Source organism: Bradyrhizobium sp. 134 (assembly GCF_023074155.1).
In the GTDB taxonomy this organism is placed as follows: domain Bacteria; phylum Pseudomonadota; class Alphaproteobacteria; order Rhizobiales; family Xanthobacteraceae; genus Bradyrhizobium.
This window is the reverse complement of record NZ_JADPKX010000046.1, coordinates 25,614-47,794: the sequence shown is the minus strand read 5'-3', so window position 1 is coordinate 47,794 and position 22,181 is coordinate 25,614. Positions and strand designations below refer to the sequence as shown.

Below are 22,181 nucleotides of genomic sequence, written 5' to 3'. Positions count from 1 at the left end.
GATCTCCTGATGCTCAAGCAACGCCCCTTCCTGATCGAAGCCCTGACCGCGATCGGCTTGATCGCAGCCCCCTTCGTGCTGCCTCATCTCGGCTTCGCGCCGAACACCGTGAACAGGATCCTGGTCTGGGGCCTGTTCGGCCTCGGCTTCGACATCCTGTTCGGCTTCACCGGCCTGCTCTCGTTCGGCCAATCCGCCTTCTACGGCACCGGCGGCTTCGTCGCCGCCTACCTGCTGACCCGCGCGGGCTTCGGCAACGTGCTGGGCGCGCTGATCATCGGCATGATCGCGGCGGCCGCGACCGGCTACCTGATCGGCCTGATCGCATTGCGCCGCACCGGCATCTATTTCGCGATGATCACCGTGGCGATCGCGGAGGTGTTCTTCTTCGTCGAGTTCAATCCACTTTCCGATTTCACCGGCGGCGAGAACGGCCTGCCGGGGGTACCGACGCCGAGCTTCGATCTCGGCTTCACCTCCATCCACTTCACCAATGGCTGGTCGCTCTATCAGTTCATCGCGCTGTGCTACTTCGTCGGCGTCGTCATCGCCCTCAGGATCGTGCGCTCGCCGGTCGGCGCAATTCTGAGTGCGATCCGCGACAATCCGCTGCGCGCCACGGCCGTCGGACACAACATCCATGGCTACAAGCTGACCGCCTTCGTGATCGCAGCCGCTTACGCGGGCTTCGCCGGCGGACTGCTCGGCGTGCTCCAGGCCTTCATGCCGCCCGACGCCTTCACCTTCGACACCTCGGGCCAGCTCGTGATGCAGACGGCCATCGGCGGCAGGGGCACGCTGTTCGGACCGCTGGTCGGCGCAACCGTTTGGCTCTTCCTTCAGGACTTCCTCCAGTCCGCGCTGGGCCTCGGCGCAGCCTGGAAGCTGGTGCTGGGTGTCGTCTTCGTGCTGCTGGTCTGCTTCCTGCGCGGCGGCATCATCGGCGGTCTTGCCGATCTCTACCGCCTCGTCTCGGGCAAGCGAAAGCGAACGGATGCGGAGATGGAGCAGGAGGCCGCTGACGCCGAGGCCACACTGCAACCCCCACCGGCGCCGATGCAGGCCAAGGAGGTCGCGCATCCCGCATATTCCGGGCCGATCCTGAAAGCCACCGGCCTGACCAAACGCTATGGCGGTCTCGTCGCCAACAGCGACATCGATTTCAGCGTCAATCAGGGCGAGCTGCGCGGGATCATCGGCCCCAACGGCGCCGGCAAATCGACCTTCTTCAAGATGCTGACCTGCGAGATCGCGCCGAGCTCCGGCCAGATCGTATTCGAGGGGCGAGACATCACGGGATTGAAGGTGACCGAGGTCTGCCAGCTCGGCCTCACCAAGAGCTATCAGGTCAACCAGCTCTTCACCGGGTTGACGGTGCGGCAGAACCTGACGATCGCCGCGCTGGCCGAGCTGCGTGGAAAATTCCGGCTCGACCTGTTCCGCAAGCTCTCCAGCGTCAAGGGCCTGACCGAGCAGGTGGAGCACACGCTTGCCCTCGTCAATTTGAGCCGCCGGGCCGATACGCCGGTATCCGAGCTCGCCTATGGCGAGAAGCGCAGGCTCGAAATCGGCCTCGCGCTCGCCACCTCGCCGCGCCTGCTGCTGCTCGACGAACCGCTTGCGGGCATGAGCCCACGGGAGCGGGTCGAGACCGTCAAGCTGCTCAAATCGATCGCGCGAGGGCGCACCATGATCATCATCGACCACGACATGGATTCGCTGTTCGAGCTGGTCGAACGCGTAACGGTGCTCCAGGAAGGCAAGGTTCTGCTCGACGGCACGCCGGAGGAAATTAAGGCCAACGCCGCCGTGCAGGAAGCCTATCTCGGCGGAGTTCACGGGGAGATCGCCGCATGAGCCTGATCGAGGTCAACGGCCTGAACAGCTATTACGGTGACTCCCACATCCTGTTCGACGTCGCCATGCACGTCGCGCGTCACGAAGTGGTGGCGCTGCTCGGTCGCAACGGCGCCGGCAAGAGCACCACGCTGAAGAGCCTGATGGGTGTCGTGACGCCGCGTAGCGGCAGCGTGAAGTTCGACGGCATTGATATCGCCGGGCGAAAGAGCCACAGAATCGCCCAGGCCGGCATGCAGCTCGTGCACGAGGAACGCCGCATCTTCGGCAGCCTGTCGGTGGAGGAAAACATCGTCCTCGCCGGCATCACTGCGCCGAAACGCTGGCCGCTCGATCGGATCTACGAAATGTTTCCGCGGCTGAAGGAGCGGCGCAACAACCGCGGCACCGAGCTCTCCGGCGGCGAGCAGCAGATGCTCGCGATCGCACGGGCGTTGGTGCGCGACCCCAAGATCGTGCTGCTGGACGAGCCGTTCGAGGGGCTCGCGCCCGTCATCGTTCACGATCTCGTCAAGGCCTGCCGCGAGCTCGCCGCCGCCGGCCAGACCATCGTGCTGGTCGAGCAGAATTTGGCGGCGACACTGGCGCTGGCGAGCCGGATCTACATCATCAACAACGGACACATCGTGCACGAGGGGCCGGCGCGGGAGCTCAAGGCCCAGCCGGAGCTGCTCCAGCGCTATCTCGGCGTCTAGAGAGCGGCGATCATTCGCCTGGCGTGAGCGGCGAGCACCGTCATGTCCTCCTTGCGCGTCTGCGCCGGCAGCAGCTCGATTCCGGCCCTGACCGGCATGACGTGCATGTGCAGGTGAAAGACCACCTGGCCGCTGGCCGGCTCGCTGAACTGCTGAAGGATGATGCCCTCGGCGTCGAACGCCTTCATCGCGGCAATCGCGATCCGCTTGGCGGTTCGGGCGACCGCGGCGAGGTCGTCATCCGCGATGTCGAGGATGCCGCGTGCCGGCGCCCGGGGAACGACCAGCGTGTGCCCGGGCGAGCGCGGCATGATATCGAGGAAGGCGAGGCTACGGTCGTCCCTGAAAACCTCGAAGCAGGGGATCTCGCCGCGCAGGATTTTTGCGAAGACGTTCTGATCGTCGTAGCGCGTCATGGATCCCTCCGTCGGTGCGAGGCGCGATCTGACGCGCTCCTTTCCGTTGACGCAAGCAAGCCAGCCGGCCTATCCACGATGCCAGGCAGGATGGCTCCATTGGCGACAGATTTCGATCCCGGACACAGCATCGAGAGTGCGCGGCGCGCGCTTGCGGCACGGCTGCAATCGGCCGGCATCGAGCAGCCCGCTCTCGATGCGCGCCTGCTCGTAGGGGCTGCGCTGAGGCTTGATCTGACCGGCATGGTCACGCAGGCGGCCCGGCAACTCGCACCCGAAGAGGCTGCGCGGCTGGAAGCATACGCGCGGCGCCGGCTCGCGCATGAGCCGGTCGCCCGCATTCTCGGCGCTCGGGAATTCTGGGGCCTGCCATTCCAGCTATCCGAGGCGACCCTGGTGCCGCGTCCCGATACCGAGACGGTGGTCGAACTCGCGCTCGAGATCTTTCGTGGGCTCACGATATCGGAACAGCGCCCGCGCATCGCCGATATCGGCACCGGATCCGGCGCCATCCTGCTCGCGCTGCTGCACGAAATTCCCGGCGCTTTCGGCGTCGGCACCGATCTCAGTCTGACCGCGCTCAACACCGCCAGAGAAAACGCCGCGGCTCTGGGCCTCGCCGACCGCGCCAGCTTCGTCGCCTGCTCCTACGCAGCGGCGCTCCGCGGCCCGTTCGACCTGGTCGTGTCGAACCCGCCCTACATCCCGTCGGCAGAAATTCCGAAACTGAGCATCGAGGTGCGCGAGCATGATCCGCATCTGGCGCTCGACGGCGGCAATGACGGTTACGACGCCTATCGCGCCCTGATCCCGCAGGCGGCTGAACGTCTCGCCCCCGGCGGAGCACTGATCGTCGAGGCCGGACAGGGCCAGGCCCGAAATATTGAAACCTTGCTGACGGCTGCCGCGTTGGTCGTGGACAGGCCGCCCAAGGCCGATCTGGCGGGCATCCCGCGGGCGGTTTCGGCCCGGAAAATGCCCCCATAAAAGCCGGATTGGGCTGCAAAAAACCTCTTGGAATATCCCTTGGGAACGACTACCTTCCGATCAACACATCGGTGCCGGCCCCGTAGACTTACGGGCGAAAGCCGGGCTCTCGGGCGAGAGCTTACTGATAAAGGTTCCAAGCCGCAGGTCCTGTTGAGCGCGATGGCCATTTGAGCTGCGCTGCTTACCGACCGCAACGTGAACGAAAGCCTGATATTGCGCTTGAAGACTTACGCAACAAAGCAGGGCTTGTTTCGGCAGGCGATATGAATGGGTTCGCTGGCGATGGATGCTGGCGGTGGGGAACGCGTCTTTTGTTGAACGCGACGGTCGACGAACATCGGCAAGGATCAATCCGCTCTTGCGTGCGGTTGCGCGCAAGCGATGTGAACCGCTGTCATCAGGTCACTCTCGGCAATCAGTAATGCGTGCAACCTTTAGGGCTGGAATTAAAGGCAGGACATGAGAAACGGTCAGAACAAGCAGCGGATGCGCAACCGCAACAATAATAATAACAATAACAACAATAATAACCGGCGCGGCCAGAACCCGATGACCCGGGTCTACGAGTCCAACGGGCCCGACATCAAGATCCGCGGCACGGCTTCGCATATTGCTGAAAAATATCTCCAGCTCGCGCGCGACGCGCGCTCCTCCGGAGACCCCGTTGCGGCCGAGAACTACTACCAGCATGCCGAGCATTATTTTCGCCTGATCGCGACGGCTCAGGAGCAGTTCCGGCAGAACCAGCAGCCGCGCGGCGATGAGCCCATCAGCAACAGCAGCGGCGACGACGGCGAGGACGACGGCGAGAATTTCTCGAATTTCGGCCAGGAGCCGGGGTTTGTCCCACAGCCGCCACCGCCGCCCTTCACGCGCGACCGCGACGGCCCGCGCGATCATCAGCCGCGTGATCATCAGCCCCGCGACAACCACTATCAGCGCGACAATCAGCAGCCGCGCGAGCATCGCGAACGCGACCATCGTCCGCAGCCGCAATATCAGCCCCAGCCGCAACCGCTGCCGCTGAACCAGCCCCAGCCCGTCGTCGCCGACGCGGTCAGCGTCGATCGTCTGCCGTCCTTCATCACCGGCCCACAGCCGCAGGTGAACAGTGGCGCGCCCGGCCAGGCCGGCTTCGAAGGTGCTGGTGGTGGCGAGCGCTTTCCACGGCGCCGCCGCCGCCCGAATGGCCCGCGCCCCGAGCGCGAAGCCGCTCCGGCCGCCTCGAGCGACGAAGTGGCCCCCGGCGAGTAAGCTTTTCGCCGGACATCCTGCGCCAGATTCCCTGACCTGAATCGTTCCGGCATGTCCGGGACGATTTGTTTTTAGCTGCGCGTCGCCGTCGTCGAGGACGGCACCAGCACCGGCTTCGCCAGCGAGGGAATCAACCGCGCCCGCTCGCGCTTGGCGGGGATCGCGCGGTAGACCTGCTTGGTCGCCTCGACGATGTGCACGCCGGCAAAGGGCAGCGACAGCGCCGCGCCGGCCCGCTCCCACATCTGTGCGGATTTCAGCACCCAACCGCCGGCATAGGGCGGCATGAACAGCGCCTCGCCCCAAGCGGTCGGGGTGAACCAGGTCTGGCGCAACAGGTCGGTGATCTGCGAGCGCGAATAGGGCCGGCCGTGACCGAACGGCGTGCTGTCGGTACGGGTCCAGACCCCGCGCCGGTTCGGGATCACCGCAATCACGCGACCGGACGGCGACAGCACGCGCCACGCCTCGCGCAGCAGCGCGGCCGGATCGTCCGACATTTCCAGTGCGTGGACCAGCAGGATGCGATCCACCGCGGCGTCGGGAAGCGGCAGCGAGAACTCGTCCACCAGCGAGGCGAGCGCCGGCCGTCCCGTCGGCCATTTCAGGACGCCCTGGGCCGACGGCATGAAGGCGATGCAGCGCTCCGCGTCCTCGCGGAACAACCCGAGATAGGGCGTGGGATAGCCGAAGCCGAGCACCCGCTGGCCATCGACGCGCGGCCAGCGCTCGCGAATGCCGCGATTGATCATTTGCCGCGCCACAATCCCGAGGCGACGAGAGTAGAACTCGCGGAGGTCGACGACATCAATGGTCATGATCGCAATGTAACATGCACGAGGCGGCCCCCGCGCGCGGAATATTGCATTGCCTGCGCAACGTTAACGCCATATTTGTCTGACGGAGCTGAGCGCGATCGGAGATGACATGGCCGCCGAAATTCGTACTTTCACCTGTTTAAACGACAATTTCGGTTACCTGATCCACGATGTGGAAACCAAGGCGACGGCGTCGATCGACGCGCCGGAGGCCGGCCCCATCCTGAAGGCGCTCGAGCGCGAGGGCTGGCAGCTCACCGACATCCTGATCACCCATCATCATGGCGATCATGTCGGCGGGGTCGCCGAACTCAAGCAGAAATACAATTGCCGCGTCGTCGCGCCGCATGACAAGACCACTGAGATCGCAGACGTCGACCTGCGCGTCGCCAACGCCGAAATCGTCAAGGTCGGCAGCTTGTTGGGGCGCGTGCTGGAGACGCCCGGCCACACGCTCGACCACATCTCCTACGTGTTCGACACCGAGAAAGCGCTGTTCGCCGCCGACACGCTATTCTCGATCGGCTGCGGCCGCGTGTTCGAGGGCACCTATCCGATGATGTGGGATTCGCTTCTGAAGCTGCGTGCCCTGCCCGACGACTTCAAGCTCTATTGCGGCCATGAATACACGGCGTCCAACGTCAAGTTCGCGCTGACCGTCGACCCCGACAATGCGGCGCTGCAGGCGCGCGCGGCCGAGGTGGCGAGGCTGCGGGCCGAGAACAAGCCGACCATTCCCTCGCTGCTTGGTGATGAAAAGCGGACAAACGTATTCCTGCGCGCTGATGAACCCTCGATCGCAGCCAGGCTGCACATGAAGGGCGCGGATGCCACCGCGGTGTTCGGCGAGCTGCGCGAGCGCAAGAACAAATCTTGAGGAACAAGTCCTGAAGATCAAATCCTGACGGGAATCGATGCCGACCGCAGCCGAGATCATCGCGCGCCTTGAACTCCGACCGCATCCCGAAGGCGGGCACTATCGCGAGACGTTTCGCGATCAGACCACCGACACCAACGGCCGCGCGCGCTCGACGCTGATCTACTTCCTGCTGGCGCGCGGCGAGCGTTCGCACTGGCACCGCATCGATGCGGTCGAGAGCTGGCACTATTACGCCGGCAGCCCGCTGACGCTGCGCATCGCCCATGACGGCTGCTCTCAGCACGAGGTGCGGCTCGGCGCGGACCTGTTGAACGGCGAGCGGCCACAGGCGATCGTGCCGGCGGATGCCTGGCAGACGGCGGAGACCACCGGCGAGTGGACCCTGGTCGGCTGCACTGTGGCGCCGGCCTTCGAGTTCGCGAAGTTCGAGCTCGCGCCCAAGGGCTGGGAACCCTAAGGCCCCGTCGCTTCGGCTTGCGCCGGCAATGACGCTACCGCTTTCGCAGCACCATGTCCTTCGCGGCTATCAGGCCGCCGCCGGCGATCAGGATCGCCGCGATGGTGATGTTGGCGCTGGCATTGGCGAATCCGGCGGCGATGAGGAAGCCGGTCGAGAGTAGCGGCGTCGCGTAGGACGCGGCGCCGAGCACGCGGATGTCGCCGCGCTTCATGCCGATGTCCCAGGCGTAGAACGCAGCACCGACCGGACCGATGCCGAGCGCGATCACGGAGAGCCATTGCAAGGTCGTGTCCGGCCACACCGTGGTTTCGAGCAGTCCATGCATCAGCGCGGCGAGCACCGCGGTGGCGAGGCAAAATCCCGCGACCGCATCGGTCGGCACCGCCTTCAATCGCCGCGACAACACCGAATAGGTCGCCCACACGAACGCTGCGATGAAGGCCGCGGCCAATCCCGGCAATTGACCCTGCGTGAAGCCGGAGGTGTTCCCGGCGAACAGCAGCACGGTGCCGACGAGGCCGAGCACGGCGCCCACGACGTGATGCACGGCAAGCCGCTCGCCCGGCAGGAACGACGAGAACAGCACGATCAGGAGCGGCCACAGATAATTCAGCAGGCCGGCTTCAGCCGGCGGCGCAAAGCGCAGCGCGAGGAAATACAGCGCGTGATAGCCGAACAGTCCGCCGACACCGACGGTCCACACGGCAAGCGGCTGACGCAGACTTTTCGCCGCCTCGCCGCGGCCGATCCAGGTGAGCAGGCCGACGAGACCGCCGATCGCGAACGTCATCGCGGCCAGCTGGAACGCCGGGATCTTTCCGGTCGCCACCGTCATCACCGACAGCAGCGACCACATCAGGATCGCGGTCAATCCGATCAGCGTTGCCGTGCGGGGAGTCATCGATCAAAGGCTCTGAGGACGTTTATGCCCGGCACGAGGCCGGGCATTTTCGTCTTCACTATCGCCTTGTCGCGCCTGAAGCTACAGGCATTTGGCTCAGCGACGTCCAGCGGAGAGAATTGGCGTCATCAGGCCTGGTATTGGCCGCCATTGATGGTCAGCGTCGAGCCGGTGATGAAGCCGGCCTCGTCGGCCGCCAGGAACACGACCGCGCGCGCGATCTCTTCCGGTTCGCCGAGCCGGTTGACCGGGATCTGTGGGATCACGTTCTTTTCCAGGACGTCCTTCGGCACGGCCTGCACCATTTCGGTGTTGATGTAGCCGGGGCAGATCGCGTTGACGGTGATGCCGCCCTTGGCGTTCTCGAGCGCGAGTGCCTTGGTGAAGCCGATGTCACCGGCCTTTGCCGCGGAATAGTTGACCTGGCCGAACTGTCCCTTTTGGCCGTTGATCGACGAGATCGAGATGATGCGACCGAACTTGCGCGCACGCATGCCTTCAATGACTGGACGCGTCATGTTGAACAGCGAACCGAGGTTGGTATTGATGACGGCGTTCCACTGCTCGAGCGTCATCTTGTGAAAGGCGGTGTCGCGGGTAATGCCGGCATTGTTGACGAGCACGTCGATCGGGCCGATCTCGGCCTCGACCTTCTTCACGCCCTCGGCGCAAGCATCGAAACTGCTGACGTCCCATTTGTAGACGGCGATGCCGGTCTCGGCCTTGAACTTCTCCGCCGCGGTGTCGTTGCCGGCATAGCTCGCCGCCACCTTGTAGCCGGCCGCCTTCAGCGCCTTGCTGATCGCAGCTCCGATGCCCCGCGTACCACCCGTCACCAATGCAACACGTGCCATATCGTATTTCCTTCCCTTGGACTCTTCGGACGTTTCTGAGTGATCGTTTTTAAGCGCGGATTATGGGGCACGTTTGACGGACATCAAGAACAAAACGCCCGGCGTCGAGCCGGGCGTTTCTCTTTAGTCGAGGCTTGTACCGTTGCGAAGAATATTTGATTTGCAACCGCCGCCTTTTTAATCGCGTGCAACGCACTCAGTCACGTGTGCAGCGCACGCGCAAATGACGCGGCAACTATCTTCAGTCGCGCGCCACACACATCGCGATACCCATGCCGCCGCCGATGCACAGCGTGGCGAGACCCTTCTTTGAATCCCGCTTCTGCATTTCGTGGAGCAGCGTCACCAGAACGCGCGCGCCGGAGGCACCGACCGGATGGCCGATCGCGATCGCGCCGCCGTTGACGTTGACCTTGGAGGTATCCCAGCCGAGATCCTTGTTGACGGCACAGGCCTGCGCCGCGAAGGCTTCGTTGGCCTCGATCAGGTCGAGATCGCCGACATTCCAGCCGGCCTTCTTCAGCGCGGCACGCGAGGCCGGGATCGGGCCCGAGCCCATGATCTTCGGATCGACGCCGGCCTGCGCCCAGGACACGATGCGCGCGAGCGGCTTCTTGCCTTCCTTGGCAGCCTGCTTGGCGGTCATCAGCACCACGACCGCAGCGCCGTCATTGATACCCGACGCAGAGCCCGCGGTGACCGTGCCGTCCTTCTCGAAGGCCGGACGGAGCTTCGCCATCGCGTCGACCGTTGCGCCATGGCGCGGATATTCGTCGGCGCTGACGACGACATCGCCCTTGCGTCCCTTGATGGTGACGGGAACGATTTCGTCGTTGAATCTACCGGCCTTCTGCGCGGCTTCGGCCTTCTGCTGCGAGGCGACCGCGAACTCGTCCTGCTGGGCGCGGGTGATCTGCCACTGCCGCGCGACGTTCTCGGCGGTGTTGCCCATGTGATAGCCGTTGAAGGCGTCCCACAGACCGTCCTTGATCATGGTGTCGATGAATTCGACTGCACCCATCTTGACGCCGCCACGCAGGTACTGGGCGTGCGGAGCCATGCTCATGGATTCCTGGCCGCCGGCGACCACGATCTCGGAATCGCCGTTGAGCAGCGCCTGATAGCCGAGCGCAACGGTGCGCAGGCCCGAGCCGCAGAGCTGGTTGACGCCCCAGGCCGGGCTCTCGACCGGAATGCCGGCATTGATCGAGGCCTGGCGGGCCGGGTTCTGACCCTGGGCGGCGGTCAGGATCTGGCCCATGATGACTTCGGAGACCCGGCCGGGCTCGATGCCGCCGCGCTCCAGCGCGGCCTTGATGGCGATGGCGCCGAGATCATGGGCGGGAAGGGTTGCGAACGCTCCGTTGAAGCTTCCGACCGGGGTGCGGGCGGCGCTGACGATGACGACATCGTCTGACATGGGCATCTCCTGGGTTGAATGGGGGCAGACGGGGCTGGGGAAACGGCTCGCCAGTCTCGGACGGCATCCTGTTAACGTCGTTGAGGCATGTCAATCGGCCGACGGCCGAATTCATCCCGCAGCGCATTCAAAATAGCGTTCTTGGCGCTTTCGCAAGCACGTTTTTGCTGCCCGATTAACCGTGGCGCACAAAACGGTAGCGTGACCCCTTTGAAAATGCTTATTTTGTTGCGTTGCGTACTCTTCCCGCCCTGCGGCATAGCCCGTCAGGTTCCCGTTCTCCGCGCTTGCAAGTGAGAGCCCATGGCGAAATCAGACCAACCCACCACCATCAAGAAATACGCGAACCGCCGGCTCTATAACACCGGGACGAGCACTTACGTGACGCTGGAAGACCTCGCCTCCATGGTCAAGGACGGCGAAGATTTCCTGGTCTACGACGCCAAGACCGGCGACGACATCACCCGCTCCGTACTTGCCCAGATCATCTTCGAGCAGGAGAACAAGGCCGGCCAGAACCTGCTCCCGACCACTTTCCTGCGCCAGCTCATCCGCTTCTATGGCGACAGCATGCAGATGGTGGTGCCGAAATATCTGGAGCAGGCCATCGCGTCGCTCACGCAGGAGCAGGAGAAGTTCCGCAAGCAGATCGCCACCTCGCTGTCCGGGACCCCGTTTGCGCCGCTGGAGGAACAGGTCCGCCGCAACATGGAGCTGTTCCAGCAGACCTTCTCGATGTTCAAGCCTTTCGCGCCCGGCGCAGGCCGCCCCGCCGGCTCCGCGGAGCCGGCGCCGGAGCCGACCGCAGAAGCCCCGAAGGACAGCAATATCGACGATCTGCGCCAGCAGATGAAGGACATGCAGGAACGCCTCGAGCGGATGTCGAAGAAGGACGAGTAGGTCCTCTCGTTCGCGCTCGCGTCGCGAGCGCCGCGGCCCGCTGATTTCCTCAGCAGTCCCCCACCTCGTCATTGCGAGCGCAGCGAAGCAATCCAGAATCCCTCCGCGGAGGCAGCCTGGATTGCTTCGCTTTGCTCGCAATGACGGGGAAACTGCGGAAGCTATGCCGCCAGCTTCACCGCGTGGGCAAAGTCCCAATAGAGCTTGCGCGCGCGGGTGTAGAGCGGGCCCGGCTGCAGCTCGCGATCGTCGATGCGGATCACCGGCGCGACTTTCGCGAAATTGCCCGTGGAAAAGATCTCGTCGGCGGCGAGGAAGTCGGCATAGCGCAGCGTCTTCTCGACCACGGTGACGCCGTCGGCGCGAAGCAGGCTGATGACGCGCTGGCGGGTGATGCCGTTGAGGAAGGTGCCGTTCGGCACCGGCGTGTAGACCACGCCGTCCTTGGCCATGAACACGTTGGAATTGCCGAACTCCGCGACGTTGCCGAGCATGTCGAGCATCAGCGCGTTCTGGAAGCCGCGCGAGGCGGCTTCGGCAAGCGCGCGCGAATTGTTCGGATAGAGACAGGCGGCCTTGGCGTCGACCGGGGCGCATTCAGCGGTGGGCCTGCGGAACGGCGACAGCGTGATCGCGTTGCCGACCGGCTTTGGCATTGGCGCCTCGTAGATGCACAGGCACCAATCGGTGGTCTCGGGATCGAACAGCACGCCGCCGCCCGAGCCGTTCCGCGCCCAGTACATCGGACGGACGTAGAGCTCGGCATTCGGCGCGAAGCGTGCGATGCCCTCGTTTGCGAGTATCAGCCAGGTCCCGGTATCGACCAGCGGCTTCAGGCCAAAGCTGATCGCGGACTGATTGGCGCGGGCGACGTGACGGTCGAGATCGGGCGCGACGCCTTCGAACGCCCGCGCACCGTCGAACACGACGGAGCCGAGCCAGGCCGCATGCGTGCGCGGACCCATGATCGGCACATTGCCGTCATGCCATTTGCCCTCAAAGAAGGTCCAGCTCGGCGAATATGCGATGGGTTTTTTGATCTCGGCCATGACCGGCCTCCCCTTGGCGTGGCGCCGCATTATAGCGCCACTATTGGGCGCAATTTCTAAATGATTCCCTGCGGGAAAATGGTGAGTTACCCTCCCGGAAGGGGAAAGGAAGCACCATGCCGCTCGATCCGCTCGCAAAGCGTTTGTTGACCATGATGGCTGCGGCTGCGCCGCAGGCACGGAGCCGGCCCAGCGTGGAGGCACGGCGGCAATCATTGGCAAAGCTGATGCAGTTTGCGCGCGCCGATGCGCCTGACGTGACGACGTCCGACGGAATGCTGCCTGGTCCCGGCGGCGCGCTGCCCTATCGCCTCTATTCACCCGCAGGCGCCGACGATCGCGCGCCCGGCTTTGTGTTCTTTCACGGCGGCGGGCTCGTTGCCGGCAGCATCGCCACGCATGACCGCATCGCGGCGGCGCTGGCACATGCGACCGGCTGCCGTCTCGTCTCGGTCGATTACCGGCTGGCACCCGAGCACAAATTCCCCGCTGCCGTGGACGATGCGATCGCCGCCACCGAATGGGTGGCGCGCGAGGCCGCATCGCTCGGCATCGACGCCGGGCGTCTGGTGCTCGGCGGCGATTCCGCCGGTGCAACGCTCGCTGCGATCGTGTGCCAGGAGGCGGCGCAGGCCGCGGGCCTTTCCATCGTCGCGCAATGCCTGATCTGCCCGGTGCTGGATTTCGAGGAGGCCTCGCCTTCGCGCGAGGCATTCGCCGAGGGCCACCTGATCGACCGCGTCACGATCGAAGCCGATCTCGCCGATTATCTGCCCGAGGACCTGGATGCCGCCGATCCGCGCATCTCGCCCTTGCGCGCGACACGGCTTGCGGACCTGCCGACCGCCATCATCCACACCGCCGAGTACGACCCGATGCGCGACGAGGGCAATGCCTATGCGCGCAAGCTGCTCGCCGCGGGCGTCACGGTCGAGCACGTCTGCCACGAGGGCATGGTTCACAATTTCCACGCCATGGGCGCCATCCTGCCGCAGGCGCAGCTCGTGCTGTCGCAGATCGGTGAGCAGGTAAGGCGGGCGGTGGGGACGTGAAACACCTCGTGTTGCCGTCTCCCGCAACGGGAGAGGAAAGAGAATGCCTCACGCTCTCGCCGCGATGACGGAACGCGCCGCCGCGACGTAGTTTGGCCAATGCGCGTCCGCATAACGCTCGGCCTGTCGCACGCAGGTGACGTCGGGCGCATGCGCAGCTGCGATCATGCGCGCAAAGCGCTCTTCGGCGACCGTCACGTCATCGGCCGCGATCGAGGGCGCGGCTCCAGCGGCGGTCGGCGCAACGGCGAATCCCGCCAGTCCGGCGAGCAGGATGCGGCGTGACGTGTCCATGGCTATCGTTCTCCATTGTCCGGCCTGCACTCTGGCGCGGATTGTGTCCGTGCGGTCACGGCAACGTACCTGCGTGCATTCGCACCGTCCACCGATTGCGGACACCGCTTGACCACGCGGGCGATCACATTCCATCCAACAGGCAGTTCCGCCATCAGGGCAAACGCGTGACGTTGCGGACGCCGCTCTACGCGGTGCGCGGCTGACTGCGGACCGTAGTGGATTTTCCGTAAAGCGGAGCGTCCGCATTTTCACGCATATCGGAGCAAGGCCGCTCCCGCTCATCGTTGATGATGAAGGGCTTTTCGCGTTCTCCGCTGACGTAAACGACGCCGGATGCGTGAACCAATTGTTAGCCCTCTCGCGCAATCGCCCACCGCCTTACCTTTCGGCAAATAAGCTTGCGGCAAACTGAGCCAATTCCGCTTGGGAGGTTGGGAATGCCCCGCTTGGTATCGGAACGAACGTTCCTCGCCGGCCAGATCTTCTTCAACTTCGGTCAGTCGACGATCGATTGCGTCGTGCGCCGGATGTCCGAAGACGGCGCGACGCTGGAGATGCAGAGCAGCCTCGGCGTGCCCGATCGGTTCCAGCTCCGGCTCGCAGGCCAGGAGATCCTCTCCTGCCGTGTGCTCTGGCGGTCGGACCGTCAGGTCGGGGTTGCGCTCGGAGCGGAAGATCATGTCGATCCGAAGGCCGTGGACGAGCAGGAGCGGGGGACCGATTCGCTGATACGCGGACAGATGCTGGCGCTTCGCGCGGCACTCGATTTCGTCCCACTGGGAATCGTGCTGCTGGATGCCAATCTCCGCGCGCAATTGATCAATCGGGCGTTCCGGCAGATGTGGCTGTTGCCGGATGAAGTCGCCAACAGCAACCCGTCATTTGTGACGCTGATGCATCATGGCCGCGATACGCTCGCCTACGAGATTCCGCCGGCCGAGCTGGAGGCTTATGTCGCCGAGCGCGTCCGTCAAATACAGGTAGGCGATGCGTCGCCGCGCGACCTGCGCCGTACCAGCGGCGACGTCGTTCGGATGCAATGCACGCCTCTGCCCAACGGCGGGCGGATGCTGACCTATACGCCGGTCACCGACATCGTGCGCTACTCCGACGAGCTGAAATTGCTGCGCGACGCCCTCGAGAACGTCGAGGACGGCGTGCTGCTGCTCGACCGCGATCTCAACGCCAGCTTCATGAACCGGCGCATGCGGCGGTTCTGGGAGGTGAGCGAACAGGAAGCCGCCGCCCGCCCGACCTATGCATCGTTGGTGAGCCGGGTGCACCGTGCGAGCGCGCCCGATCTGCCGGCGAACGAACTGGCGAAATTTCCCGTCAAGCGCGTCGCCGAAGTCAAGGCGGGCGATCATGTGCGCGACCTCCAGACGCCGGATGCGCGGCGGATCAGGGCCCACTGCACCACGATGTCGAACGGCGGCCGCATGCTGACCTATGTCGATATTACCGATCTCACCAACAAGGCCAACATGCTGGAGCGCCTGGCCACCACCGACCGCTCACGGGTCTCTATAACCGCCGCCATTTGCTGGGCTCGCTCGAGGCCGAATGGAGCCGCTTCCAGCGCTACTACCGCTCCGTTTCGGTCCTGATGCTCGACATCGACCATTTCAAGTCGCTCAACGACCGCTATGGCCACGCGGTCGGAGACGAAGCGATCAAGGCCGTGGCGGCCGCATGCCTCGACGGCAAGCGCAAATCGGACGTCGTCGGCCGCTTCGGCGGCGAGGAGTTCGCGATTCTGTTGCCCGAAACCAGCCTGTCGCGTGCAAGAATCGTCGCCGAGAGAATCCGCAAACGCGTGATGAGCGCACAGATCGCCGCCGACCAAATTCAGTTCGGCGTCACCGTGAGCATCGGCATTGCGGAAGCAAGTGTCAGCATGTCCGGCATCGACGCCTTGATGAGCGCGGCCGATCACGCGCTCTACCAGGCGAAGGCCGAAGGTCGCAATCGCTGTATTGCCTGGACGCCTCCGCCGCCCATGAACAAGGCGGCGGAGTGATCGCACCGCAGATCTAGTCCGGCACCGGCACGTCGAACGTGTTCAGCGTGACCGACACCATGCAGTAAACGCCGACGAGATAGGACAGTTCGGCCGCACCGTGCTCGCCGAATTCCTTGACCGCGGCCCGATAAGTCAGTTCCGGCAGCACGCCGCCGCTGACCAATGCGGACGCCACGTCGTAGGCGACGGCCTCCTGCTTGGTGAGATCGACCGGCCGCTGTCCGGCGACGATGGTCGCGAGCTTCTCGTCGGAGAGGCCGCGCTGCTCGGCGACCAGCACATGCGCATAGAGTTCGTAGCCGGAGCGGAAATGCGAGCCGGTGACGAGGATCGCGACCTCACGCACCGGCGCCGGCAGCAGCGGGTTCGCCGCGATCGCCTTGACCAGCTCCCACACCGGCTTGCCGAAGCGCGGCTCGCGGATCCAGGGATTCCAGGGCCCGAGCAGCGCGCCATCGTCGCGCATGTTCACAAAGCCCTTGAAGTGATCCTTGATGCCCGCTCGCATGTCGTCATAGAGCGGCTTCTGTTCGGCACTCAGGTCTTTCAGGTCGAGAATGGGAAGGCGCACGGCAGGTCTCCTCGTTGAGAAGCCGCGAAACTCGCCCGCAGGCGCGCGCAAGGCAAGTGAAGTTGCCGTGACGGCCGTGCAATCTTGCAATGGCAGGGAGGCGCCAGCTATCAGGCCTCAGGATTTCGCAAGTTCTGCGGATTCGTTACGTCTTCGAACTCAAGCGCCAGTGGCTGCGCTGTATCGAGGAACGACGACAAGGCCGCCTCGAACGGCGCTGGATCGAGTCCGCGCGCTTTCAGCCAGGCGGGCTCATAATAGGTCTGCCGGTAGCGCTCGCCGGAATCGCAGATCAGCGTCACCAGCGATCCCGTCTGATTCGCCTTTCGCATGTCCGAGGCGAGCCTGCACAGCGCCAGGAAATTGGTGCCGGTCGAGCCCCCCACCGCGCGGCGCAGCCGGCGCGATAGCACGTTCATCGCCGCGATCGTCGCCGCATCCGGGATCTTCATCATGCGATCGACCACGCCCGGCACGAAGGAGGGTTCGCAGCGCGGCCGGCCGACACCTTCGATCAGCGAGGGGCGGTCGCAGACATGGGAGCGGTCCTGCGAGCTGAAGCAGTCGAAGAAAGCGGAATGCTCGACATCGGCGACGCATAGCCGTGTCGGATATTGGCGATAGCGCAAATAGCGTCCGATGGTGGCCGAGGTGCCGCCGGTGCCCGCGCCCATCACGATCCAGTTCGGCAGTGGGCGCGGCTCGCCCTGCAATTGCGTGAAGATGGATTCGGCGATGTTGTTGTTGCCGCGCCAGTCGGTGGCGCGCTCCGCGAAGGTGAACTGGTCCATGTAGTGGCCGCCCAGCCGTGCGGCCAGCGCACCGGCCTCCGCATACAGCGCGCGGCCGTCGTCGATCAGATGGCAGTTACCGCCGTAATGCTCGATCGCGGCGATCTTCTCCGCCGAGGTCGTGCGCGGCATCACGGCATAGAAGGACACGCCGATCATCTGCGCGAAATAGGCTTCCGACACCGCGGTCGATCCCGACGAGGCCTCGACGACAGGCGTGCCTTCGCGGATGTGGCCGTTGCAGAGCGCGTAAAGGAAGAGCGAGCGCGCGAGCCGGTGCTTCAGGCTACCGGTCGGATGCGTCGACTCATCTTTCAGATAGATGTCGATGCCAGCGAGCGCCGGCACGATCAGCCGGATCAGATGCGTGTCGGCCGTGCGGCACTGGTCGGCCTCGATCGCGGCGACCGCCTCGTCGACCCAACCGCGCCGATAGGCCGGTCCGGCCGGATTGAGGTGGCGGAAGGGGAATGGCTGCATCACCTGAATCTCTCATGATGCCGATCGCGCATCAATAGCTTCGGCTCAAAACTCCAGCGGCGCGTTGTCGACGACTTCCTTCATCACGAAGAAGGTGCGGGTCTGGCGCACGCCGGGCAGCGCGATCAGCTGCTCGCCGTGGATGCGGTTGAAGTCCTCCATGTCGCCGACGCGGATCTTGAGGAAATAGTCGAAGTCGCCGGCGACGAGGTGACAGTCGAGCACGAATTTCAGCCTGGTGATCGCCTGCTCGAAGATCGCAAAGCTCTCCGGCGTCGAACGGTCGAGCACGACCCCGACCATCACCAGCGTGCCCTTTGCCACCTTCTTCGGCGCGACCATGGCGCGGACGGCGGCGATGAAGCCGTGCTCGAACAGGCGCTGGGTGCGGCGATGGCAGGTGGCGGGACTGACGGCGACGGTTTCGGCCAGCTCCGCGTTGCTGAGCCGACCGTTATTCTGCAGTAATCTCAACATCTTAAGGTCGATACGGTCAAGACGAGCGGACATGGAAGAATCTTCCGTACTTGGCACCAATTCCGAAAGGAATACCGCGTGTTTGATCCACTATCGCAAGATCATGCGCAATAGAGGCACAATATTTGAAAGCACCTTTTTGCAGAGCGATGCTACCATTTTTGGAGACATTAACGCCAATCGGGATGACCTGACGATGCTCGAAAAATTCGCGCGCTATCCGCTGACCTTTGGTCCGACGCCCATCGAGAAGCTGGAGCGGCTGTCAAAGCATCTCGGCGGCAACGTCGAGGTCTACGCCAAGCGCGAGGACTGCAATTCCGGGCTCGCTTATGGCGGCAACAAGCTGCGCAAGCTCGAATACATCATCCCCGACGCGATCGCCTCGAACGCCGACACGCTGGTCTCGATCGGCGGCGTGCAGTCCAACCACACCCGCATGATCGCGGCGGTCGCGGCCAAGATCGGCATGAAGTGCCGCCTGGTGCAGGAGGCCTGGGTGCCGCACGAGGATGCCGTCTATGACCGCGTCGGCAACATCATGCTGTCGCGCATCATGGGTGCCGACGTGCGCCTGGTCGACGACGGCTTCGACATCGGTATCCGCAAGAGCTGGGAGGAGGCGATCAAGGAGGTGAAGGCGGCGGGCGGCAAGCCCTATGCGATTCCCGCCGGCGCCTCCGTGCATAAATTCGGCGGCCTCGGCTATGTCGGCTTCGCCGAGGAAGTGCGCAAGCAGGAAACCGAACTTGGCTTCAAGTTCGACTACATCGTGGTCTGCACCGTCACCGGCTCCACCCATGCCGGCATGCTGGTCGGCTTCGCCGCCGATGGCCGCGCGCGAAAGGTGATCGGCATCGACGCGTCCTTCACCCCGGCGCAGACCAAGGCGCAGGTACTCTCGATCGCGCAGAACACGGCCAAGCTCGTCGAGCTCGGCCAGGATCTCGTCGCCGACGACGTCGTGCTGATCGAGGATTATGCTTATCCCGCCTATGGCGTGCCGTCGGAAGAGACCAAGGAGGCGATCCGCCTCACCGCGCGTCTCGAAGCCATGATCACCGATCCCGTCTACGAGGGCAAGTCGATGCAGGGCCTGATCGATCTCACGCAGAAGGGCTATTTCGAGAAGGGCGCGAAGATCCTCTACGCCCATCTCGGCGGCGCGCCGGCGCTGAACGGCTACGGGTATGCGTTCCGGAACGGCTGAGGTCGGTAGCCCGGATGGAGCGCAGCGCAATCCGGGGTACGAACCGAGCCCCTACCGCGTCCTGACAATCTGCAGCAGCTCTTCGCCGTAGTGCTCGAGCTTCTTGTCGCCGATGCCGGGCACATTGCGCAGCTCGTCCATCGTGGTCGGCCATGCGCGAACGATGCCGTCGATGGTGGCGTCGTGCAGCACCACGTAGGCCGGCACGCCACGTTCGCGGGCAATGTCGGAGCGCCAAGCTCTTAGCCGCGTGCGCAATTCAGGATCGACATCGCCCTGCGGCGCACCGGCCGCCGGCGCCAGATCACCGCGGCGGGACTTGGCGCGGCTCGAACGGATCCGGGTGCCGGGCGCTTCCTCGCGCAGCCACACTTCCGTTTCGCCCCGCAGCACGCCGCGCGACGAATCCGTCAGCTTCAGCGCGCCGAACGCTTCGCTGTCACTCAGCAGATGTCCCATCGCCACGAGCTGCCGCAGCACCGTGCGCCACTGCTTCTCGTTGAGCTCGCGTCCGATGCCGAACACCGTCAGCTTGTCGTGGCCGAACTGCGTCACCTTCTCGGTCAGGCGTCCGATCAGCACGTCGATGAGGTGCATCGCGCCGAAGCGCTGCCCGGTGCGATAGACGCAGGACAGAAGCTTTTGCGCCAGCACCTTGCCGTCGCGCATTTTCGGCGGCGTCAGGCAATTGTCGCAATTGCCGCAGCCCTCGCCCATCACGATCTCGCCGAAATAGGCGAGCAGCCGCCGACGCCGGCAGTGCGGCGTTTCGGCAAGGCCAACGAGCGCATCGAGCTTGCCGATCGAGACCCGCTTGAATTCCTCGGAGCCGCTCGACTCGTCGATCATGCGGCGCTGCTGCACGATGTCCGAGAGACCGTAGGCCATCCAGGCCGCCGACGGCTTGCCGTCACGGCCGGCGCGCCCTGTCTCCTGGTAATAAGCCTCGATGCTCTTGGGCAGATCGAGATGCGCGACGAAGCGCACGTCGGGCTTGTCGATGCCCATGCCGAAGGCAATGGTCGCGACGATGACGATGCCGTCCTCGTTGAGGAAGCGGTCCTGGTTGCGCGAGCGCACGCTGCTGTCGAGCCCGGCGTGATAGGGCAACGCCGCAATGCCGGCGTCGTCGAGCGCGGCGGCGACCTCCTCGACCCGTTTGCGGGACAGGCAATAGACGACGCCCGCATCGCCTGCGTGACGCTCCCGGATGAAATCCTTGAGCTGCGACACCGCGTTGCGCTTGTCGACGATCTCGTAACGGATGTTGGGACGATCGAAGCTGGAGACGAAGTGCGGACTGTCTGCAAGCTGAAGCCGCTCGACGATTTCCTTGCGGGTCAACTCGTCGGCGGTCGCGGTCAGCGCGATGCGCGGCACGTCGGGAAAACGCTCGGCGATGATGGACAGGCCGACATATTCGGGGCGGAAATCATGGCCCCATTGCGAGACGCAATGCGCCTCGTCGATCGCGAACAGCGCCACCTTCGCCCGCGCCAGCAGCGCCAGGCAGCGCGGCGTCACCAGCCGTTCCGGCGCGACATAGAGCAGGTCGAGATCACCCGCGATCAGGCGCCGCTCGATGTCGGAGGCTTCCTGCGGGGTCAGCGACGAGTTCAGCGCGGCGGCGTTGACGCCTGCTTCGAGCATGGCGGCGACCTGGTCGCGCATCAGCGCAATCAAGGGCGACACCACGACACCGCAGCCTTCGCGCAGCAGCGCCGGCAATTGATAGCACAGCGACTTGCCGCCGCCGGTCGGCATCAACACCAGGCAATTGCCGCCGTCCGTGACGTGCCGGATGATCTCGTCCTGCGCGCCGCGGAACCCGGGCAGGCCGAACACCGAACGCAGCACCGACAGCGCATCGCGGCCCTGGGCCGGCGCAGGCAGCGGAGCGGTGGAAGGAGAGGACATGGGCATGTCGGGGTGAGGCCGTGAGATTCGTCACAAGGCCAGTCGCATGACCGCGCAGGCGTGGCAAGACTGTTTGCGGAGCGAGACGCCGCCTTCCCCCACCCTTTGTGGGAAGAAAAATTTCTTACGCCCCGATCCTTCGCAGCGCTTCCGCGACCGTCACGATCGGCATGTCGCGCTTCCCGGCCGCTTGCAGCGCATGGCGCATCAGGTCCGGCGTGCAACCATATGGGCTCGGCGCGTCGGCGACGTCGTGACCGTAGAAGATCAGCCATCCGCCGCTCTCGACCGCCTCGTCGAAATAGCGATCGACGCCCGTCGTATTGATCTCGCGATCGACCAGGGGCGAGGCGCGCAGGAACTGGAGGTCGATGACGTCGCGATTGACGCCGGGAAGGATCCCGCGCGCCGAGCGGAAGGTCTTGGCGAGCTGCGGCTTGCGCCACACCGACGCGATGCCATAGGGGTAAGCGAAATTTTCCAGCGTGATCGAGGAATCGATGTCGCGAAAATGGCTGCGGTTTCGCTCGATCTCGCGGGCCATGGCGGCCTCGTCGAGATTGACCGCACTCAGGTGCGAGAAAGTATGGCAGGCAATCTCGTGTCCGGCCCGGTGAAGCCGCACGATCGCGTCGTTCGACAGGCCGTGCCAATGGTCCGAGGGACGATCGACCAGGCTGCCCGCGAGATAGTAGGTACCGCGGCCGCCATGCTGCTCCAGAAGTCCGGCGCCCTCGCCTGCGGCGCTATCGGGGGCATCGTCGAAGGTGAAGCTCACCATGGGCGCACGCGCGGGCAGCCGGTGCGGCGCGGCGCGGAAATGCCGGGCCAGCCGATTGCTCACGCGTCCCTGGAGTGCCGACCACACG

At 64.6% G+C, this 22,181-nt stretch carries 23 protein-coding genes; 11 read left to right on the top strand and 12 right to left on the bottom strand.

The genetic code is table 11. The features are described 5' to 3' along the window. Positions 1-9: 9 nt before the first annotated feature. Together IVA75_RS17630 and IVA75_RS17625 are read left to right on the top strand one after the other, a co-directional pair. Positions 10-1,857 (top strand): branched-chain amino acid ABC transporter ATP-binding protein/permease, encoded by a 1,848-nt coding sequence (locus tag IVA75_RS17630; protein ID WP_247282959.1) that lies wholly within the window; start codon positions 10-12, stop codon positions 1,855-1,857. Further along, positions 1,854-2,552, top strand: coding sequence for an ABC transporter ATP-binding protein (locus IVA75_RS17625; protein WP_027568017.1), 699 nt, complete (start codon positions 1,854-1,856; stop codon positions 2,550-2,552). The genes IVA75_RS17630 and IVA75_RS17625 overlap by 4 nt, the downstream gene beginning before the upstream one ends. On the opposite strand, the gene IVA75_RS17620 is transcribed toward IVA75_RS17625, so the two are convergent. After that, positions 2,549-2,968 (bottom strand): HIT family protein, encoded by a 420-nt coding sequence (locus IVA75_RS17620; RefSeq protein ID WP_247282956.1) that lies wholly within the window; start codon positions 2,966-2,968, stop codon positions 2,549-2,551. The two genes, IVA75_RS17625 and IVA75_RS17620, sit on opposite strands and share 4 nt — an antisense overlap. A 90-nt stretch (positions 2,969-3,058) precedes the next feature. Here IVA75_RS17620 and prmC point away from each other — a divergent pair, with 90 nt between their 5' ends. Together prmC and IVA75_RS17610 are read left to right on the top strand one after the other, a co-directional pair. Continuing rightward, complete coding sequence (gene prmC / locus IVA75_RS17615) at positions 3,059-3,955, top strand: peptide chain release factor N(5)-glutamine methyltransferase (protein WP_247282954.1); 897 nt, start codon at positions 3,059-3,061, stop codon at positions 3,953-3,955. A gap of 462 nt (positions 3,956-4,417) precedes the next feature. Further along, on the top strand, positions 4,418-5,212 hold the full coding sequence (locus IVA75_RS17610; protein WP_247282952.1) for a DUF4167 domain-containing protein: 795 nt from the start codon (positions 4,418-4,420) through the stop codon (positions 5,210-5,212). A gap of 71 nt (positions 5,213-5,283) precedes the next feature. Here the strand turns inward: IVA75_RS17610 and IVA75_RS17605 are convergent, their stop codons facing one another. Then, positions 5,284-6,030, bottom strand: coding sequence for a methyltransferase domain-containing protein (locus tag IVA75_RS17605; RefSeq protein WP_027515124.1), 747 nt, complete (start codon positions 6,028-6,030; stop codon positions 5,284-5,286). 109 nt (positions 6,031-6,139) lie between these two features. Here IVA75_RS17605 and gloB point away from each other — a divergent pair, with 109 nt between their 5' ends. After that, a complete protein-coding gene (gene gloB / locus IVA75_RS17600; protein WP_247282950.1) occupies positions 6,140-6,907 on the top strand; it encodes a hydroxyacylglutathione hydrolase in 768 nt (255 codons plus the stop codon). Positions 6,908-6,944: 37 nt separating this feature from the next. After that, entirely contained in the window at positions 6,945-7,367 is a 423-nt protein-coding gene (locus tag IVA75_RS17595; RefSeq protein WP_247282948.1) for a cupin domain-containing protein, read from the top strand. Positions 7,368-7,401: 34 nt separating this feature from the next. Here IVA75_RS17595 and IVA75_RS17590 read toward each other — a convergent pair whose 3' ends face one another. The 3 genes from IVA75_RS17590 to IVA75_RS17580 form a co-directional block, all read right to left on the bottom strand. After that, positions 7,402-8,271 carry an EamA family transporter gene (locus IVA75_RS17590; protein ID WP_247282946.1) on the bottom strand — a complete coding sequence of 290 codons (870 nt, stop codon included), beginning with the start codon at positions 8,269-8,271 and terminating at the stop codon, positions 7,402-7,404. A gap of 128 nt (positions 8,272-8,399) precedes the next feature. Next, complete coding sequence (gene phbB, locus IVA75_RS17585; RefSeq protein WP_027568024.1) at positions 8,400-9,125, bottom strand: acetoacetyl-CoA reductase; 726 nt, start codon at positions 9,123-9,125, stop codon at positions 8,400-8,402. Positions 9,126-9,366: 241 nt separating this feature from the next. Further along, positions 9,367-10,545, bottom strand: coding sequence for an acetyl-CoA C-acetyltransferase (locus tag IVA75_RS17580; protein ID WP_027515119.1), 1,179 nt, complete (start codon positions 10,543-10,545; stop codon positions 9,367-9,369). Positions 10,546-10,848: 303 nt separating this feature from the next. Between IVA75_RS17580 and phaR the strand changes: the two genes are divergently transcribed. Further along, positions 10,849-11,445 (top strand): polyhydroxyalkanoate synthesis repressor PhaR, encoded by a 597-nt coding sequence (gene phaR, locus IVA75_RS17575; protein ID WP_027568025.1) that lies wholly within the window; start codon positions 10,849-10,851, stop codon positions 11,443-11,445. 161 nt (positions 11,446-11,606) lie between these two features. Here the strand turns inward: phaR and IVA75_RS17570 are convergent, their stop codons facing one another. Beyond that, positions 11,607-12,494 (bottom strand): branched-chain amino acid aminotransferase, encoded by an 888-nt coding sequence (locus tag IVA75_RS17570; RefSeq protein ID WP_247282944.1) that lies wholly within the window; start codon positions 12,492-12,494, stop codon positions 11,607-11,609. Between the two features lie 116 nt (positions 12,495-12,610). Between IVA75_RS17570 and IVA75_RS17565 the strand changes: the two genes are divergently transcribed. Next, the gene (locus IVA75_RS17565; protein WP_247282942.1) at positions 12,611-13,546 is read left to right on the top strand and encodes an alpha/beta hydrolase; all 936 of its coding nucleotides are present in this window, start codon (positions 12,611-12,613) and stop codon (positions 13,544-13,546) included. 48 nt (positions 13,547-13,594) lie between these two features. On the opposite strand, the gene IVA75_RS17560 is transcribed toward IVA75_RS17565, so the two are convergent. After that, a complete protein-coding gene (locus IVA75_RS17560; RefSeq protein ID WP_027568028.1) occupies positions 13,595-13,840 on the bottom strand; it encodes a hypothetical protein in 246 nt (81 codons plus the stop codon). A gap of 440 nt (positions 13,841-14,280) precedes the next feature. Between IVA75_RS17560 and IVA75_RS17555 the strand changes: the two genes are divergently transcribed. Together IVA75_RS17555 and IVA75_RS17550 are read left to right on the top strand one after the other, a co-directional pair. Beyond that, positions 14,281-15,450, top strand: coding sequence for a PAS-domain containing protein (locus IVA75_RS17555; protein ID WP_247282940.1), 1,170 nt, complete (start codon positions 14,281-14,283; stop codon positions 15,448-15,450). Further along, positions 15,384-15,863 (top strand): GGDEF domain-containing protein, encoded by a 480-nt coding sequence (locus IVA75_RS17550; RefSeq protein WP_247282937.1) that lies wholly within the window; start codon positions 15,384-15,386, stop codon positions 15,861-15,863. Before IVA75_RS17555 ends, IVA75_RS17550 begins: the two co-directional genes overlap by 67 nt. Before the next feature lie 13 nt (positions 15,864-15,876). Here IVA75_RS17550 and IVA75_RS17545 read toward each other — a convergent pair whose 3' ends face one another. From IVA75_RS17545 to IVA75_RS17535, 3 genes are all read right to left on the bottom strand, one after another. Continuing rightward, complete coding sequence (locus tag IVA75_RS17545; RefSeq protein ID WP_247282935.1) at positions 15,877-16,437, bottom strand: carboxymuconolactone decarboxylase family protein; 561 nt, start codon at positions 16,435-16,437, stop codon at positions 15,877-15,879. Between the two features lie 110 nt (positions 16,438-16,547). Next, positions 16,548-17,708 carry a PLP-dependent cysteine synthase family protein gene (locus IVA75_RS17540; protein WP_247284066.1) on the bottom strand — a complete coding sequence of 387 codons (1,161 nt, stop codon included), beginning with the start codon at positions 17,706-17,708 and terminating at the stop codon, positions 16,548-16,550. A 45-nt stretch (positions 17,709-17,753) separates the two neighbouring features. Next, complete coding sequence (locus tag IVA75_RS17535; protein ID WP_247282933.1) at positions 17,754-18,218, bottom strand: Lrp/AsnC ligand binding domain-containing protein; 465 nt, start codon at positions 18,216-18,218, stop codon at positions 17,754-17,756. A 163-nt stretch (positions 18,219-18,381) separates the two neighbouring features. Here IVA75_RS17535 and IVA75_RS17530 point away from each other — a divergent pair, with 163 nt between their 5' ends. Further along, the gene (locus IVA75_RS17530) at positions 18,382-19,395 is read left to right on the top strand and encodes a 1-aminocyclopropane-1-carboxylate deaminase (protein WP_247282931.1); all 1,014 of its coding nucleotides are present in this window, start codon (positions 18,382-18,384) and stop codon (positions 19,393-19,395) included. Between the two features lie 51 nt (positions 19,396-19,446). Here IVA75_RS17530 and recQ read toward each other — a convergent pair whose 3' ends face one another. Both recQ and IVA75_RS17520 read right to left on the bottom strand, forming a co-directional pair. Then, complete coding sequence (gene recQ / locus IVA75_RS17525; RefSeq protein WP_247282929.1) at positions 19,447-21,312, bottom strand: DNA helicase RecQ; 1,866 nt, start codon at positions 21,310-21,312, stop codon at positions 19,447-19,449. A 124-nt stretch (positions 21,313-21,436) separates the two neighbouring features. Next, positions 21,437-22,180 carry a polysaccharide deacetylase family protein gene (locus tag IVA75_RS17520; RefSeq protein ID WP_346658430.1) on the bottom strand — a complete coding sequence of 248 codons (744 nt, stop codon included), beginning with the start codon at positions 22,178-22,180 and terminating at the stop codon, positions 21,437-21,439. Between the last annotated feature and the right edge of the window lies 1 nt (position 22,181).